14 protein-coding genes are annotated in these 16,319 nt (G+C 45.9%); 13 read left to right on the forward strand and 1 reads right to left on the reverse strand.

Annotation, left to right across the window (positions count from 1 at the left end; all coding sequences use genetic code 11):
• Positions 1–134 precede the first annotated feature (134 nt).
• Positions 135–740, forward strand: coding sequence for a substrate-binding periplasmic protein (locus tag EUBC25_RS08490; RefSeq protein WP_230105074.1), 606 nt, complete (start codon positions 135–137; stop codon positions 738–740).
• Between the two features lie 12 nt (positions 741–752).
• A complete protein-coding gene (locus EUBC25_RS08495) occupies positions 753–1,736 on the forward strand; it encodes a dipeptidase (RefSeq protein ID WP_230105075.1) in 984 nt (327 codons plus the stop codon).
• A 44-nt stretch (positions 1,737–1,780) separates the two neighbouring features.
• Here the strand turns inward: EUBC25_RS08495 and EUBC25_RS08500 are convergent, their stop codons facing one another.
• On the reverse strand, positions 1,781–2,677 hold the full coding sequence (locus EUBC25_RS08500; protein WP_230105076.1) for an AraC family transcriptional regulator: 897 nt from the start codon (positions 2,675–2,677) through the stop codon (positions 1,781–1,783).
• Between the two features lie 190 nt (positions 2,678–2,867).
• Here EUBC25_RS08500 and EUBC25_RS08505 point away from each other — a divergent pair, with 190 nt between their 5' ends.
• The 11 genes from EUBC25_RS08505 (at position 2,868) to EUBC25_RS08555 (ending at position 16,318) form a co-directional block, all read left to right on the forward strand.
• A complete protein-coding gene (locus EUBC25_RS08505) occupies positions 2,868–4,079 on the forward strand; it encodes an MFS transporter (protein ID WP_230105077.1) in 1,212 nt (403 codons plus the stop codon).
• 75 nt (positions 4,080–4,154) lie between these two features.
• Positions 4,155–4,946, forward strand: a complete 792-nt coding sequence (locus tag EUBC25_RS08510) for an HD domain-containing protein (protein ID WP_230105078.1) — start codon at positions 4,155–4,157, stop codon at positions 4,944–4,946.
• A 144-nt stretch (positions 4,947–5,090) separates the two neighbouring features.
• Entirely contained in the window at positions 5,091–6,428 is a 1,338-nt protein-coding gene (gene brnQ / locus EUBC25_RS08515) for a branched-chain amino acid transport system II carrier protein (RefSeq protein WP_230105079.1), read from the forward strand.
• Between the two features lie 32 nt (positions 6,429–6,460).
• On the forward strand, positions 6,461–8,074 hold the full coding sequence (locus EUBC25_RS08520; RefSeq protein WP_230105080.1) for an amidohydrolase: 1,614 nt from the start codon (positions 6,461–6,463) through the stop codon (positions 8,072–8,074).
• Positions 8,064–8,924 carry a YitT family protein gene (locus EUBC25_RS08525; protein ID WP_230105081.1) on the forward strand — a complete coding sequence of 287 codons (861 nt, stop codon included), beginning with the start codon at positions 8,064–8,066 and terminating at the stop codon, positions 8,922–8,924. Before EUBC25_RS08520 ends, EUBC25_RS08525 begins: the two co-directional genes overlap by 11 nt.
• Positions 8,925–9,046: 122 nt before the next feature.
• Entirely contained in the window at positions 9,047–10,162 is a 1,116-nt protein-coding gene (locus EUBC25_RS08530) for a phosphotransferase enzyme family protein (protein WP_230105082.1), read from the forward strand.
• A 143-nt stretch (positions 10,163–10,305) separates the two neighbouring features.
• Complete coding sequence (locus EUBC25_RS08535) at positions 10,306–11,541, forward strand: PucR family transcriptional regulator (protein ID WP_230105083.1); 1,236 nt, start codon at positions 10,306–10,308, stop codon at positions 11,539–11,541.
• 196 nt (positions 11,542–11,737) lie between these two features.
• Positions 11,738–13,420: an OPT/YSL family transporter gene (locus EUBC25_RS08540; protein ID WP_230105084.1), complete on the forward strand. Its 1,683-nt coding sequence runs from the start codon at positions 11,738–11,740 to the stop codon at positions 13,418–13,420.
• A 94-nt stretch (positions 13,421–13,514) separates the two neighbouring features.
• Positions 13,515–14,594 (forward strand): DUF917 domain-containing protein, encoded by a 1,080-nt coding sequence (locus tag EUBC25_RS08545; protein ID WP_230105085.1) that lies wholly within the window; start codon positions 13,515–13,517, stop codon positions 14,592–14,594.
• An 85-nt stretch (positions 14,595–14,679) separates the two neighbouring features.
• Positions 14,680–15,618 (forward strand): DUF1177 domain-containing protein, encoded by a 939-nt coding sequence (locus tag EUBC25_RS08550; RefSeq protein WP_230105086.1) that lies wholly within the window; start codon positions 14,680–14,682, stop codon positions 15,616–15,618.
• Positions 15,619–15,631: 13 nt separating this feature from the next.
• Positions 15,632–16,318, forward strand: a complete 687-nt coding sequence (locus EUBC25_RS08555) for an AroM family protein (protein WP_230105087.1) — start codon at positions 15,632–15,634, stop codon at positions 16,316–16,318.
• Position 16,319: the final 1 nt, after the last annotated feature.

Genomic DNA, 16,319 nt, shown 5'->3' on the forward strand with positions numbered 1-16,319 from the left:
CAGGGTATATGCAGCGCCCAAAGCTCATAAGCCCCCACTGGCTTTGGGCACTGCAGCTGTTGATTGGCTGTATAAAATGGCAGATGTGATACCGCATCTGCCATTAAAATTAGAAATGAAAAGGAGAAGGCAATATGAGAAAATTAAAAATATGCGCAGACCCTTTTCCGCCTTATCAGTACATTGACAGGGATGGAACGGTAAAAGGAAGAGATTATGAACTTGTTGCCGGAAGGCTTCACAAAGCGGGCTATGAAACGGAAGTTTGTATTGCACCCTGGAATCAGATTTATCCTGAATTTGAAAGCGGCCAGCAGGATGTTCTGTTTCAGGCGCAGGATTCGCCGGAACGTCTGGAAAAATTTTATTTATCAAAGAAGCTTCGGGATGCTGTAACAGAAGTGGTGACTGCTGATGAAACATTAAAGGACATTCAAAATTATTCGGAACTGGAGAACTACCGTCTGGGAGTGATCGCAGATTTTGCAAATGGTCCTGAGATTGACAGCTTATCGGCTTCATGCAAAGTGGAATTTCCAGATGCAGCGGCAGTCCTTAAGGGAATTTATGACGGTGAAGTTGATTTCGGAGTGCTGGATCAGGGCGTGAAAGAATATCTTATGTCCGATAATGTTACGTTGTATCCTGCTCCTGCACTGACATACTACAGACCGTTATATGTTATGTTCCGTGAAGAGAAAGTAAGGGATGATTTCGATGCGGCCGGAGAGCAGACATAAGGAGGAAAAGGTATGATTTTTGACGGTCATGGAGATATATGGACAGATGTCACCAACAAAAGGATCAAAAACAAAGAGAGAGATATTTTCCGTAAGTATCATCTGGAGAAATTCCAAAAAGGCGGTGTGAACGGAGGGATATTCGTTATCTGGCTCGATCCGCCGTATGATGCAGATCCTGTCAAACGTTCAAAAGAGATTGTAGAGAGTATCCAGTGCGAACTTCAAGATGCGTCAGATATTTTAAATCCGGTGAAAAAATTTTCAGACTTTGCAGCAGGAACAGCAGCAGGAAAAATCAATGCAGTGACAGGAATGGAAGGGCTAAGTCAGATCGGCGAAGATATAGACCTGATCAATTACTTTTATGACGAGGTTGGCGTAAGGCATGCCATGCTTACATGGAATGAAGAGAATGCCCTTGCAAGCGGATGGCCGGGGGATCCAAGGCGAGGATTGACAGAGGCTGGAGAAAAGGCGGTAAGAAGAATCCAGGAACTTGGGATGGTGATGGATGTCTCTCATATCAATGACAAGGGATTCTGGGATATCATGAATCTGGCCCGGGGACCGGTGATCGCATCTCATTCCAATGCCAGATCTGTGTGTCCTGCCATGAGAAATCTGTCAGATGATATGCTGAAAGAAATTGCGAGAACAGGAGGGCTGACGGGAATAAACAGTCTTCGGGAATTTATAGATGAAAATCGCGAGAAGCAAACGGTAGAGCGCCTTGCAGATCATGTAGAGTATATTGCAGAGTTGATCGGTATTGAGCATATCGGTCTGGGATTTGATTTTGACGATTATCTGGAAGAAGAGGCGCTTGGCTCTTTCAGTTCCAATTTGGACTCTCCCAGTGGAAAAGGGATTTCCAATGAAGCAGAAGCGGGAAATCTTCTGGAAGTGCTGCAAAAGAGAGGATATAATCAGGAACAGTTAGATGCCATTGCCTATAAAAATTTTTATCGTGTTTTTCAGACAGTATGGAAATAACAGACCCTTCTTTTTATGCCTGTAATCCGGCCGGATGATTCCGGTCAGATTGCAGGCATTTTTCTATACTCCCGAGGTGTGCAGTGATAGAAACGGCGGAATACTTTGGCGAAGTTGCTCGGACTGTCAAAACCGCAGGAAACAGATATATCAGAAATACTTCTTTCGGGTTCCCGAAGGAGAAGATCTGCAGCCTGCATGCTCCGGTATTTCAACAGATATTGAATAGGGGAGGTCTGGATTGTTTTTTGAAAACAGCGCAGACATTCCCGCTCTCCGATATCAGCAGTCCTGGCGATTTCCGGTAAAGTAATTTCGCTGGAATAATTTTGATGGATATATTCCAGCATTTTTTTGATACGCAGATCATTTTGACCTGAAGTGGAAGAAGAAATGACCATCTCTTCTTTGAATTTTTGGGAGAGGAAAAAGCAGATGCAAGATAGCTTTTCCCGCACAATAAATTCAAATCCAGGCGGTTCTTTTTTCATGACCTCAAAAGCAGCGCAGAAATCCCGGATGATTTCCGGGTACTTTGACGATGGGAATAAAAAGCCGGAGAAGGACGGGCAGGAAAGGAGGGGGTGCACATACTTTTTTGCAAAGACAGAGTTGTCTGTTCCGGTCACAAGAGAGGGAGAAAAAACAAGGGAGTGAAGCAGACAGCCTTCGAGGGAAGATGCAAAGTGCAGGGTGTTGGAATTGATAGCAAAAAGGTCCCCCTTCCTGACACAAAAAGAAGAGGAAGGGATTCGCACTTCCATACTTCCTTCTGCTGCATAGACTAATTCCATTTCCTCATGCCAGTGCCATGGTATCGTATCTTCCGGATTGTCGGTATAGAAAGCGGCATAACCGGCACAGGGGAAATCTAAGGTGCCATGCATCTGGAGTTCTTTTAATCCCTGGTTCAGATTCAGCCCGCATTCGTGAAGCGCCATAAAAGTTCCTCCTTTTCCAGGTTTGTATTACAAAATCCGTTATTGTTGCAATTGTCGGTTTTTTTATATTATATGTCCAAAATTGGGTTGTTTCAACAGGAAAAAGTCGCTAATATTATGAGACGGAAAGTATGACGGGCTGCCGGAGCGGGGACATCCAAAGCAGTCCGGAGCAGACAGGAGGAAAACAATGTTTCAATTATTGTTAGCGATTATTTATCTGGCATTTATCAGTCTGGGGCTGCCGGATTCCCTTTTGGGTTCCGCGTGGCCCAGTATGTATCCGGAATTTTCGGTTCCGGTTTCTTATGCAGGAATTGTTTCCATGATCATTGCAGCAGGGACGATCGTATCCAGTCTGCAGTGTGACCGCCTTACCAGGAAGATGGGAACAGGGAAAGTAACGGCTTTCAGTGTATTACTGACTGCAGCGGCATTGTTTGGATTTTCTATCAGTCATTCTTTTGCGGAGCTGTGTCTTTGGGCTGTTCCTTATGGTTTGGGGGCGGGCTGTGTGGATGCTTCGTTGAATAACTATGTGGCGCTTCATTATGCCAGCCGTCATATGAGCTGGCTTCATTGTATGTGGGGAGTAGGTGCGTCTGTCGGCCCTTACATTATGGGATTTGCGTTGTTTCACGGACAGGGATGGAATATGGGGTACCGCTATATTTCGTTTCTCCAGCTGATTTTAACTGCTGTTTTGTTTTTTAGTCTTCCTCTTTGGCCAAAGTCCGCTGCCGGAGGAGAAGACAAGGCGGAAGAGAGGACGGTACAAGGAGAAGTTCTGACACTGCCTCAGATCATACGGATTCCCGGAGCCAAAGAAATTATGATTACTTTTTTCTGTTATTGTGCCCTGGAGCAGACAACCGGCCTTTGGGCCAGCAGTTATCTGGTACTGCATAAAGGACTTCCTTCGGAAACTGCCGCGAATTTTGCCAGTCTGTTTTTTATCGGAATTACAGTGGGACGAGGGCTGTCCGGGTTCCTGACGCTGAAATTGAATGACAGACAGATGATACGGCTGGGGCAGGGGATTATTCTGTTTGGAATTATCTTGCTTCTGCTTCCGTTTGGAAATGGAAGCGCGCTTTTGGGACTGATTTTTATCGGCCTTGGCTGTGCGCCCATTTATCCGTCTATTATTCATTCTACCCCGGGGTACTTTGGGGCGGATAAATCCCAGGCCATGATCGGTGTCCAGATGGCGTTTGCTTATGTGGGAACCTGCCTTATGCCGCCGGTATTCGGGCTGATGGCAAATCATATCAGTATTTCCCTTTTCCCTTTTTATTTGCTGGCCATTTTGTGTATCATGCTGTATATGCATGAAAGACTGCAGAATGTAATATCTGTCTCCCGCAGAAATGCTTGTTCTGCCGGAACATATCGTCTATAATAGGTGGAAGATAAAATACCGCTGTCAGCGGACTTAAGAAACCGTTTGAAGCGGGGCGGAAGAGGAGAAGGCAGCATGGACTATGATCAGGCAAGGATGGAATTTGAGCAGTATCTGAATGATTATGACCGGACAGACGGCAAAGTAAAGCTGAAGATTACTCATACATATGGTGTTGTGGCAAGAAGCGGCCAGATTGCAGAAAGGATGGGACTTTCGGCAGAGGACAGGGAACTTGCGAAGATGATCGCTCTTCTTCATGATATCGGAAGATTTGAACAGTTGAAGCGGTATGACAGCTTTTTGCCGGAAACAATGGATCATGCGGCATATGGAGCGGATATTCTTTTTAAAGGAGGGCTTATCCGGCGCTTTCTGGAGGAGGATACCTGGGATTCTATTATAGAAGAGGCTATCCGGAAACACAGTGACTATATTTTGTCCGGCATAGAAGATCAGAGGACTTTGCTTCATGCCAGATTGATCCGTGATGCAGATAAACTGGATAACTGTCGTGTAAAATTAGAGGATCCGCTGGAAACGTTTATGAATGCTTCAGCACAGGAAATTGGAGAACAGAAGATTACAGAAAAGGTTCGTGATGATATTTTAAAAGGGAAGAGTATATTGTCCTCGGACCGGATAACGGATATGGATTTCTGGGTATCTTATCTGGCGTACTTTTATGATCTTAATTTTAAAGAAAGCCTGGAAATTGTAAAAGAAAATAATTATGTGGGAAAAATAGCAGGGAGGATTCCATATTCAAACCCGGAGACAAAGGCGACAATGCGGAAGATTTCAGAAGAATTGGAGAAGTATATTGACGGACGGCTGAATACAGGTACCCTTCATTTTGCGCGATAAGCCAGGCAGGCGGCCGTCATGCTTGCATGAACGGACATTTGCCTGGCAACGGACAGCGAACGGCTTTGCCGTGAGCTGCCTGCGGTATCGAACAGATAAGCCAGGCAGGCGGTCGTCATGCAGCGAAGCGAAAGGAAAGATAAAATGAAAAAGAATATGAGAAAAGACATTTTAATTACGGGTTTTGCACTGTTTGCTGTCTTTTTCGGATCGGGAAATCTTATATTTCCGCCCCAGGTAGGTCTTTTGTCGGGACAGTATGTACCGGCGGCCATGGCAGGCCTTGCCCTTACCGGTATCCTGTTTCCTATGATGGCGGTGGCAGCTGTGGGGAATACAGGATATGACCTGAAGGATATGATGCGTCATGTTACGCCATGGTGGCACTATTTCTATATGGGGATCGGTCTTTTGGCAGTAATATTCGGAACGATCCCAAGATGCGGGGGCGTTGCCTATGAATCGGGATTGGAAGGAATCTTTGGCAGCATGCCGTCTTACGTGAGAATTGGTTTTCTGCTGTTATTTTTTGCTGTGTCCTATTATTTCGCCATGAATAAGTCAAGTGTAATAGATAAGATAGGGAATTACCTTACGCCGCTTCTTCTGGTCAGCCTGGTTGCAGTGATCATTCTGGCAATTGTTCACCCCATTGACAGGCTGGGGGAAGGGGAGATCACAAGCGGAACAGAGGCATTTGTCAATGCATTTCTGACCGGGTATAATACCGGAGATGTAGGAACGGGAATCATCTGTGCCGGGATATTTATTGAAGCGTTCCGGAATAAAGGTTATACGGAAAGAAAGGAATATAAAAAGGCCATGTTTGGTATCATAGCTGTCGGTTTTGCGCTTCTTTTTGTTGTGTATGGCGGGCTTGCGTATCTGGGCGCGCAGGGAACAAAAATTTATCCGGCGGATGTGGATACTACCTTTCTTTTAACTGACCTGGTAAGGCGGATGGCCGGTTATGGAGGCAGTGTGGTATTGTCGCTGGCTGTTATTTTTGCATGTCTGACAACTTCGGTGGGAATGATCGCCACAACAGGAGAGTGGGTGGAAGGATGGACGAAAGGGAAGCTGTCCTATAAGCTGGCGGCACTTCTCATTACAGCAGCCATTTTCTTCGTATCATCTACAGGAGTCAGCAATGTGCTTGCTATTTCCGGACCTTTGTTTACTGTGCTGTTTCCGATGTCAGTAGTTATGACATTTCTCGGCTTACTGAAAAAGTATGTTCCCAATGACGGGGCGTGGAAGGGCTCTGTCTTTATGGCGGCACTGATGTCTGTTTTTGACGCTTTAAATGTTGCTCACGCCTCAGGACTTCTAAAAGCGGATATTTCCGGAGTGATGGAGATGGTTTATAAAATTCCTCTGGCAAAGGAAGGTTTCGCATGGCTGATTCCTACAATAATCGGATTTGCAGTGGGAGCGCTGTGGGGAAATTTTGCAGATAAAGACAAGAGCAGCAGAAGATAAGAATCACAGAAAAAAGAACAGGGGAGGATAAAATGGAAAATAAAATTTTTGAAAATGGCAGAATCTTTACATCTGATGACGAAAATCTTTATGCGGATTCCATGATCGTGGAAGAAGAGAAAATAGCCTGGATCGGCAGGCGGGCGGAGATGCCTTCCTGCAGTTATGAAAGAGTGGATCTCAATGGAGCGTGCGTCATACCGGGACTGATCGATGCACATATGCATCCTGTGATGCTGGCAGATTTCTCGCAGCAGATATCGGCTCTCCCTCCAAGAGTAAATTCTATTGCAGAACTCATTGAAGAAATCCGGAGGGTGAGGAAAGAAAAGTTTGCAGACAGGCAGGATGGGAAATGGATCGAAGGATGGGGATATGACGAAGGGAAATTTGCGGAGCAAAGAGCGCTTACCCGGTATGATCTGGATGAAGGCTGCAGCGATATGCCTGTCTGTATCATCCGCACCTGCGGTCATATCCGGTGCGTCAACAGCAAAGCTCTGGAGATTGCCGGAATTGACAGGAATACACCGGATCCGGAGGGAGGAGAAATTGAGCGTGATGCAGACGGCGAACCGACAGGCGTTCTGAAAGAGAATGCGAGAAATTTGGTTACGCCATTTATGCCGGTTCCAACCAGGGAAGAGAAGGTAGAGAATCTGATAGCTCTGGGGCAGCTTCTTCTTTCGCAGGGAATTGTGGGAGTGACAGACATGGGCAACCTGGATAAAGGGGACAATTATCCCCTTTATGAGGAAGCGGCAAAACGGGGCTGGGAACTGAAAACCGGGATTTACTATATGTGGGATTTTTTTGCCGAAGACAAAGACTTCGACCTTTCAGGAGAAAAGAGGGACCGGGATCAGCAGATATTTGCAGCGGGTCTTAAGCTGATCGGAGATGGAAGCGTGTCCGGACGGACTGCCTGGATGAGCCGTCCTTATCTGGGTCGGACAGAAGAGTACGGATTGCCGGTCTGTTCGGACGAGCTGGTAGAGTCGGCAGTTTCCTTCTGCAAAAGAAAGCGCTGCCAGCTGTCTGTACACGCTATGGGCGGGAAGGCGATCAAACGGGCGGTAGACAGGCTTTGCCTGGAGGATGACTGGATGGAAGGCAAGGAAAATGTACCATATGCAAGAGTGGAGCACATTACAGATCCTTCTGAAGAAAGCATTCAAAAAGCGGCAGAAAAAGGAATTGCATTTGTAACACAGCCGATTTTCATGTATGCGGAGATCGAGAGCTACCTGAAAAATCTGGGAAAAGAGTGGATGAAAGAATGCTATCCGGTAAAACGGATGCTGGATAGAAAGGTGCAGTTGTGTTTTTCAACCGATGCACCGGCCACATCGTGGGCAGTTCCATCTGACCCTTTCCCCTGTATAAAAGCAGCCGTAACACGCAGAGCATGGGACGGAACAGACTGCGGCAGGGACCAGGCTGTTGATATTCAGACAGCGGTGAAACTATATACGAGAGAGTCGGCGAAAGCGGCTGGCTTTCCGGAGATGGGGCAGCTGAAAAGAGGATACAGGGCAGATTTTGTTGTCCTGGATCGAAATATCTTTGAAATTCCGGAAGAGGAAATTGATAAGATAAAAGTACAGAAAGTATTTATTAAAGGAAAAAGAGTTTATGAAATTTGAACCTAAAAAAGACATAAAGAGAATCATCATCGTCTGTCTGGCAGCAGTGATCATGGCCTTGAATATCAAATCTTTCGTGCGGACAGGCGGATTATATCCGGGCGGAGCAACAGGGCTTACCCTGCTTCTGCAGCGGATGGGGGAATTGTTTTTTCATGTGACAATACCATATACCATTGTCAATGTAGCCCTGAATGCAGTGCCGGTCTATATAGGATTTCGGTTTATCGGGAAAAAATTTACGCTGTATTCCTGTCTGATGATCGTGCTTACCAGTGTACTGACAGATATCCTGCCGGGATATGTGATTACTTATGACACGCTGCTGATCAGTATTTTTGGCGGGCTGATCAACGGCCTGGTGATCAGTATGTGTCTGATGATGAATGCAACAACAGGAGGAACAGACTTTATCGCCATATTTCTGTCAGAGCGGAAAGGGATTGATTCCTGGAATATGGTGCTGGGACTTAACGTGGTGATCCTTGCCGCAGCAGGTATTTTATTCGGATGGGACAAGGCATTGTATTCCATTATCTTCCAGTATACGTCTACACAGGTACTCCACATGCTTTATAAAAAATATCAGCAGGAGACACTTTTTGTAGTGACAAATAAGGCGAAAGAGGTTTATGAGGCAATCGCCAGGACAACAAATCACGGGGCGACTATTATTGAAGGAGAGGGCTCTTATGAGAAAAGAGAGCGTAAGATCGTGTATTCGGTCGTATCCAGTGCTGAAAGTAAGCGCGTGCTGAAAGCGATAAACGAAGCGGATCCCGAGGCATTTGTTAATCTGATGAAAACTGAGCAGATTGCAGGGAAGTTTTATCAGAAGCCTACAGAATAGATATCCGATAATACAAAATAAGGGAAAAATAGGACAAAGATTTTCCTTTTTTCTTATATTACAATTGTTTCATATTAAGAGAAGATCGCTGCATAGAGCAGGGATTTTCAGGAGGGAAAAAAATGAAGGAAGTAACCTTGGAAAGATTAAATGAAGCAATTGAAAATTTTGCATTTGAAGGGAAAATGACAGAGTGCCGTCCATATGGAAGCGGACATATTAACGACACTTATCTGCTTTCCTATGAAATAGGGGTAATGGGAAGGATCAAAGTCATTCTGCAGAGAATGAATGGAGAAGTGTTTGAAAAACCGGAAGAGCTGATGGAGAATATTGTAAATGTGACATCATACCTGAAAGAAAGGATTGCAGAAAACGGGGGAGATCCGGCGAGGGAGACTCTGAATGTAATACCGACAAAAGATGGCAGCTCTTATTATAAAGATTCTGAAGGGAATTGTTGGAGATCCTATAAATTTATTACCGGAGCCACCAGCTATGATAAGGTGGAAAAGCCGGCCGATTTCTATGAAAGCGCAGTGGCTTTCGGGAATTTCCAGCGTCTTCTGGCAGATTTTCCGGCTGAGACACTCCATGAAACGATCAAAGGATTTCATGATACAAAAGCCAGATTTGCTGTTTTTGAGAAAGCAGTAGAAGAAGACGTAATGGGGCGGGCTGCATCTGTGCAAAAAGAGATTGCATTTGTGCGGAGCAGGGAAAAAGGTATTGCCAATTATTTCAGTGAACTTCTGGAAAAAGGCGAGCTTCCTTTGCGCGTTACCCACAATGATACGAAACTGAATAACATTATGATCGATGACAAGACCGGAAAAGGAATCTGCGTGATCGATCTTGACACGGTAATGCCGGGACTTGCTATGAATGATTTCGGAGATTCCATCCGTTTCGGAGCAAGCACAGCAGCGGAAGATGAGAGAGATTTAAGTCTTGTATCCTGCAGCATGGAATTATTTGATATCTACGCAAGAGGATATATCGAAGGATGCGGCGGTAAGCTGACAGAGCGGGAAATCCTGGAGCTTCCTATGGGGGCGAAGACCATGACATATGAGTGCGGAATGAGGTTCCTTACTGATTATCTGCAGGGAGATACTTATTTCAAGATCCACAGAGAAGGTCATAATCTGGATCGCTGCCGTACGCAGTTTAAGTTAGTGGAAGATATGGAACAGAAGTGGCATACGATGCAGTCGATTGTAAAGAAGTATATGTGAAAAAGATAACAGGACACGTAGTAAAGTTGCATTTTACTACGTGTCCTGTTATCTTTTTCACAGAATCTTCATTTTTGCAGGTATTGAAAAATATGTTCTGAAATGTTATCGTTAAAAAATCAAAACAAAAGGGAAGCGATAGCATGAGGCTGACAGTAAAAGATATAAAAAAATTGTGGGACAACGGACAAGCAGAGCTGGTAGCGGGCGAAAAAGGGCTGGACCGTACTGTGGTGGTATATGACATGATGGAACAGCCGGATATCAAACCATGGCTTAGGGCGGATATGCTGCTTATCACTACCGGATATGCCATCCGTAACGACAAAGGGGCGGTTCTTAATCTGATCCGGGATTTAAATGAAGCGGGGGCCGCTGCTCTGGCCATCAAGACACGATTTTTTGACCATTTTCCGGAAGAGGCCCTGAAGCTAGCAGATCAGCTTCAGTTTCCGCTCTTTTTTCTCAACAATGCCCTGGGATTTATTGAGGCTGTGTATCCGGTAATGGTTGCCATTGTGGAGGCTAAAAACGGGGTAGAAATGCGGACGCGCTATCAGATCGGACAGATTGAGAAAAAGGAACTGGATCGGAAATTTTATTTCGACCTGGTGCAGGAGAGGTTTGACCGGGAAGAAGAGGCGCAGATCAGGGCCAATTCTCTGTACTGGCCTATGATGCCGGTAAGGATGCTGGAGATCTGCACGAAATATCCGGAAGAGCAGTGGTCCGGTCAGAAAAAGGAAAAAGCGGAACAGCTGGCGGAAACATTTTTTATGAAACAAAATCTCGGGTACACAGTGATTTCTCTTCCGGAAAAGATAGAGGTCCTGTTCTGTGAGCCGGGGCGGATTTTAGCCTTTAAAGAAAAGCTGGAAGATTTTGAGCAAAGTTTGAAGAAATTATGTAAAATGGATTTTCATATACTTGTTTCCGATAGAATAGACGGGTATTTTGATATGCCCAAAGTCGCTCATCAGATATCGGAACTTTCGCAGATTGCCGGAAAAGATTTTGAAGACCAGAAGATTTTCTGGTGGGAAGAAATGAAATACGAAGAACTGCTGCTGGAAATTTCCAGGCTTCCGCAAGTGAAATCTTATGTAGAAGAACGGTTGTACAGTCTGGAAGAGTATGACAGGAAACATGGGACCGGTCTTGTGGAGACATTGGAAGTGATGCTGCAAAACGGAGGATCGAAAAAGCAGACGGCGGAAAAGTTGTATCTCCATAGAAATACTATGATGTACAGAGTAAAAAAGATTGAAGAAATACTAAAGTGTAATATAGGAGATTTTACAACTTTGCAGGAACTGGCATTTGTTTGTTTAGTAAGAAGATATCTGACAGAAAACGGGAAGGAAAGGATAAAAAATTGACAAAAGCTGTGCGCCGGGCACAAAGATTCTGACTAAAAATTGGATTCGGAGAATAAAGACTTCAATTTGATAAAGTGCTAAAATAAAGAGGTGTTAAGCCAATGTGGGTGATCGTCACATTGGCTTTCTTTGTACCTGGATGCTGTTTTGACTTGAAAAAGGCAAAGTGGCGAGTGAGAGAAAAGGAGGAGAAAATATGGACGAACAAGAGAAGAAATCGTTTGAGCAGCTGCATATTACAGCGGCTGAACATCCTAAAGCACTGGCTCCGCATGTTCTCATACTGAATATTATTATGAGTGTGCTTGGAGCAATTATCGGGCTGGAATTGATCGTACGTACCGGCGTGGCTCCTAATACGTCAATTGTCGGAGCGCTGTTTGCGATTATACTTTCCAGGATACCTCTGGCATTTTTGCAGAAATACAGGAGTATCCACAGTCAGAACATGATTCAGACTTCTATATCAGGAGCAACATTTTCAGCGGCCAACAGTTTGCTGCTTCCCATCGGTATTCCGGTTATTATGGGAAGAGAAGATCTGATGTTTCCAATGCTGATCGGCGTGTTTATCGCAACGATCATTGACGCAACAATCCTTTATAAAACATTTGATTCGGAAATGTTCCCGGCAGAGGGAGCATGGCCTCCGGGAGTTGCATCTGCGCAGTCTATTCTTGCGGTTGTGGAAAAAGGCCGGAAGGCAATGCTGCTTCTGGTAGGTATGGTGATCGGTATCGGCGGTAAAGTCATCGGTGTCCCGACAGACCTTCTTGGTGTGTCCTGGTTCGGAGACTTTGCGGCAATGGCAGCGCTTGGTGTCGGAAGTATCGTTATCGGTGTCCTTAATACCAACGGCTTTATTATTGATATTTTCGGAAAAAGTTTTCCGGTCGTTACAGATATTTTCGGCGAGGGAGCAGATCTTATGTCACAGACTATGTTCCAGTATATGCCTCACGGAATCATGATCGGAGCAGGACTCGTCGCGCTTCTTCAGGTCTGTAAAATGCTGTTTGCCAAAAAAGGCGATGATGCAAGTGCAGCGGGGAAATTCAGCCGCAGCATGGGAAATATGAAGAGCGCTCTTGGATGGGGATATGTGGCATATTTCGTCGTAGCGATTGCTCTGGCGGTTATTACCGGTATCTGGTCAGAGATGACACCGTTTAAGCTGGTGATCTGGATCATTTATGCAGCATTTGCGGCAATTGCTTCCGAGCTGATCGTAGGAATTTCCGCTATGTATTCCGGATGGTTCCCGGGATTTGCAACGGCGCTTATTTTCCTTTTGGTAGGTATGCTGATCGGATTCCCGAGTATGCCTCTGGCTGTGCTGGTTGCCTATACGGCAGCGACAGGCCCGGCTTTCTCTGATATGGCATACGACCTGAAATGCGGATATATCCTCAGAGGATACGGAAAAGATCCGGAGCTGGAAAAAGTAGGAAGAAAACAGCAGTTTATTTCAGAAATTGTAGGATTTATAGTTGCATTTGTTATGGTGGCTCTTCTTGCGCGGACTTACTTCTCGCAGGGGTTGTACGCACCGGTAGATGCGACCTTTGCAGCTACGATTGAAGCGGGCGCAGGCGGAGAAGTTGCAAAATGGCTTCTGATCTGGGCTGTTCCGGGGGCGATCATTCAGCTTCTTGGAGGTTCCAGACAGGTGGGAATCCTTTTTGCAACCGGTCTTCTGGTAGGAAGCACCATCAACGGTCTTACGATCATCGTGGCCTTGCTCATCCGTGCGATCCTGGTAAAGAGAAACAAAGAAAACGAGCACACACTCAACATTCTGGGTGCCGGCGCACTGGCAGGTGCGGCTCTGTACAGCTTCTTTACGGCGACGCTTGCCCTTGGAAGCAAGAAAGAATAGCGGCTCTGTTCAAGTGTCGGCGTAAGGGATTTTCCTTTATGCCGGCATTTGCAGTATAAAGCAGATCATTTTAAGGAAAGAAGGGGATTTTCAAGTGGAGAAAAAGGAAGGACTTAAACTGACAGAAGAAGTACTGGATGATGTCCTCGCAGGAGGCACGATCCTTGGCGGAGGAGGCGGAGGAGATCCGGTAAAAGGAAGAAAATATGCAAAGATTGCGGTAGAGTATACAGATCTTCGTCTTATTCCGATTGAAGAGATTGATGACGACGCGGTTCTTCTGACCGCTTCCCTTGTGGGAGCTCCAAATGCCAAAGACCAGTTTATGACAGCCAGGGATCTTGCTTATACGATCGAGATGATCAAAAAGAATACAGATCTGAAGCTGGGCGGTATTATCACAAATGAGCAGGGAGGAGAGGCGTCTGTGAACGGATGGCTTCAGGCTGCCATTTCCGGTCTTCCCCTTGTGGATGCACCGTGCAATGGGCGTGCCCATCCTACCGGAGTTATGGGGAGTATGAACCTTCATAAGCAGAAGGACTACAAGACGGTTCAGGCATGTGTAGGAGGCAATCCGGAGACGGGAGATCATGTGGAGTGTTTCTTTGAAGGAAGCATCGAGCATACCTCAAAACTTGTGCGCATGGCGTCTATTGAGGCAGGAGGACTGGTGGCGGTTGCCAGAAATCCGGTGACAGCTGCCTATGCAAAAGAAAACTGCGCTATCGGCGGTGTCAGCTTTGCTATAGAGACAGGAAAAGCTTTCCGTAAAGGGCTGGAAACTTCTGTGGAGGAAGCGGTAAAAAATGTGTGTGAATTTCTCGGCGGTTCTATCCTGGCAAAAGGAGAGGTGAAAAACTTCTCTATTGAAACAACAGGAGGATTTGATGTGGGATATGCGGAAGTAGACGGCTGCCAGCTGACATTCTGGAATGAGTATGCCACAGCGGAAAAGGACGGAAAACGGCTTGCGACTTTCCCTGATCTTATTATGACCATCAATGCAAAGACCGGAGAGCCTGTTACCACAGCTATGATGGAAGAAGGACTGGAGGTCTATGTGATCGGGGCAGATAAGAAAAATCTGAAGCTGTCTGCCACCATGTTTGATCCGGAACTGTTGAAACAGACAGAAGAAGTGGTCGGAAAAGAGATGGTAAGCTACCTGTAAGCGGCAAAAATGCGAAATGTACAGCGCTCCATGGAAAGCATGGACGAAAAACAAAATAGAAAAGCAGAAAAAGGAGATAAAAGCCATGTTAATGAAACAGATTATTGAAGCGTACGATATCCTGGATGATGGAAATGTGACAGGGAAGAAAGTAGAAGAATATTTAAGAACGATCAAACCGGATGCAGACATCGAAGTATATGAACTGAAAGGGTCAAAAGGTTCCACAGATATGCTGAAAGTGCGGATCCCCGGATCCAAAGGAAAGACAAACGGAGGAAACGCTCCGACCATCGGACTCCTTGGAAGACTGGGAGGTCTTGGAGCGCGCCCGGAAAGGATCGGATTCGTATCCGACGGTGACGGAGCACTTGCAGCAGTTGCTCTTGCGGCTAAAATCCTGGATATGCAGAACAAAGGAGATATGCTGGAGGGGGATGTTCTGATCTCAACACATATCTGTCCGGATGCGCCGACACAGCCTCATGACCCGGTTCCGTTTATGGGATCTCCGGTAGAGATGTCACAGGTGAACCAAGAAGAAGTGTCAGACGACCTGGATGCGATTCTCTCTGTTGATACAACAAAGGGAAATCGCGTGATCAACACAAGAGGATTCGCCATTTCTCCTACTGTAAAAGAAGGATATATTTTAAGAACATCAGAAGACCTGCTGGATCTGATGCAGATCACAACAGGAAAACTTCCTTATGTATTTCCTCTGGCAACACAGGATATTACTCCTTACGGAAATGACGTACATCATATCAACAGCGTTCTGCAGCCGTGTACTGCAACAAAAGCTCCGGTTGTAGGAATCGCCATCACAGCAGAAGTTATGGTGCCGGGATGCGCGACAGGAGCAACCCATGCAGCGGACGTAGAAGAAGCAGCGCGCTTTATGCTGGAAGTTGCAAAAGCCTTCGGAAGAGGACAGTGCAAATTCTATGATGAAGCAGAATATGCACGTCTTGTAAAACTGTATGGAAAGATGGATCATTTACAGACACTGGGACAGGAATAAGAGGTGAATACAGATGAAAATTGGTGCGATCACCATCGGGCAGGCGCCGAGAGTCGATGTGACAGCAGACATTATGGATATTTTTGAAGGGCAGGCTGAACTGGTGCAGGCAGGAGGCCTGGACGGACTGACAAAGGAAGAGATTGCAAAGTTTAAACCGGAGGAGGGAGACTATGTGCTGGTCTCCCGTCTGACGGACGGTACTTCTGTGACCTTTGCAGAGCGCTATATCCTGCCGAGGCTCCAGGAGGCTATTGACAGGATGGAGGAGGACGGCTGCAGGCTGATTATGTTCTTCTGCACAGGAAAGTTTCCGGAAACACTGACGTCCAAAAACATTCCTCTGCTCTATCCCTGCGATATTCTGGATCGGATTGTTCCTCTGATGACAAAGAAATCCAACATTATCTGCATGACTCCGTCACCCCTGCAGCTTGCGCAGACAGAAGGAAAATGGAGTCAGTATGTGGATAAGGTGACATCCATCGCAGCATCACCTTACGGAGAGTGGGAAGATCTGGAGAAAGCTGCGGAGCAGGTGAAAGATATGGACGCTGATCTGATCGTCCTGGACTGCATCGGTTATACACAGGAAATGAAGCGTATGTTTGAGGAGAAGACCGGGAAAATGGTCGTCCTTCCGAGAACGCTTCTTGCACGCGTTGTATCAGAGCTGACAGATTTGAAAAAGAGAGGATAGA

It is taken from the genome of Claveliimonas bilis (assembly GCF_020892095.1).
Lineage (GTDB): Bacteria > Bacillota > Clostridia > Lachnospirales > Lachnospiraceae > Claveliimonas > Claveliimonas bilis.

Coding starts and splice junctions, on each gene's coding strand:
- EUBC25_RS08490 (WP_230105074.1), top strand. CDS start 135: ATGAGAAAATTAAAAATATGCGCAGACCCTTTTCCGCCTTATCAGTAC.
- EUBC25_RS08495 (WP_230105075.1), top strand. CDS start 753: ATGATTTTTGACGGTCATGGAGATATATGGACAGATGTCACCAACAAA.
- EUBC25_RS08500 (WP_230105076.1), bottom strand. CDS start 2,677: ATGGCGCTTCACGAATGCGGGCTGAATCTGAACCAGGGATTAAAAGAA.
- EUBC25_RS08505 (WP_230105077.1), top strand. CDS start 2,868: ATGTTTCAATTATTGTTAGCGATTATTTATCTGGCATTTATCAGTCTG.
- EUBC25_RS08510 (WP_230105078.1), top strand. CDS start 4,155: ATGGACTATGATCAGGCAAGGATGGAATTTGAGCAGTATCTGAATGAT.
- brnQ (WP_230105079.1), top strand. CDS start 5,091: ATGAAAAAGAATATGAGAAAAGACATTTTAATTACGGGTTTTGCACTG.
- EUBC25_RS08520 (WP_230105080.1), top strand. CDS start 6,461: ATGGAAAATAAAATTTTTGAAAATGGCAGAATCTTTACATCTGATGAC.
- EUBC25_RS08525 (WP_230105081.1), top strand. CDS start 8,064: ATGAAATTTGAACCTAAAAAAGACATAAAGAGAATCATCATCGTCTGT.
- EUBC25_RS08530 (WP_230105082.1), top strand. CDS start 9,047: ATGAAGGAAGTAACCTTGGAAAGATTAAATGAAGCAATTGAAAATTTT.
- EUBC25_RS08535 (WP_230105083.1), top strand. CDS start 10,306: ATGAGGCTGACAGTAAAAGATATAAAAAAATTGTGGGACAACGGACAA.
- EUBC25_RS08540 (WP_230105084.1), top strand. CDS start 11,738: ATGGACGAACAAGAGAAGAAATCGTTTGAGCAGCTGCATATTACAGCG.
- EUBC25_RS08550 (WP_230105086.1), top strand. CDS start 14,680: ATGTTAATGAAACAGATTATTGAAGCGTACGATATCCTGGATGATGGA.
- EUBC25_RS08555 (WP_230105087.1), top strand. CDS start 15,632: ATGAAAATTGGTGCGATCACCATCGGGCAGGCGCCGAGAGTCGATGTG.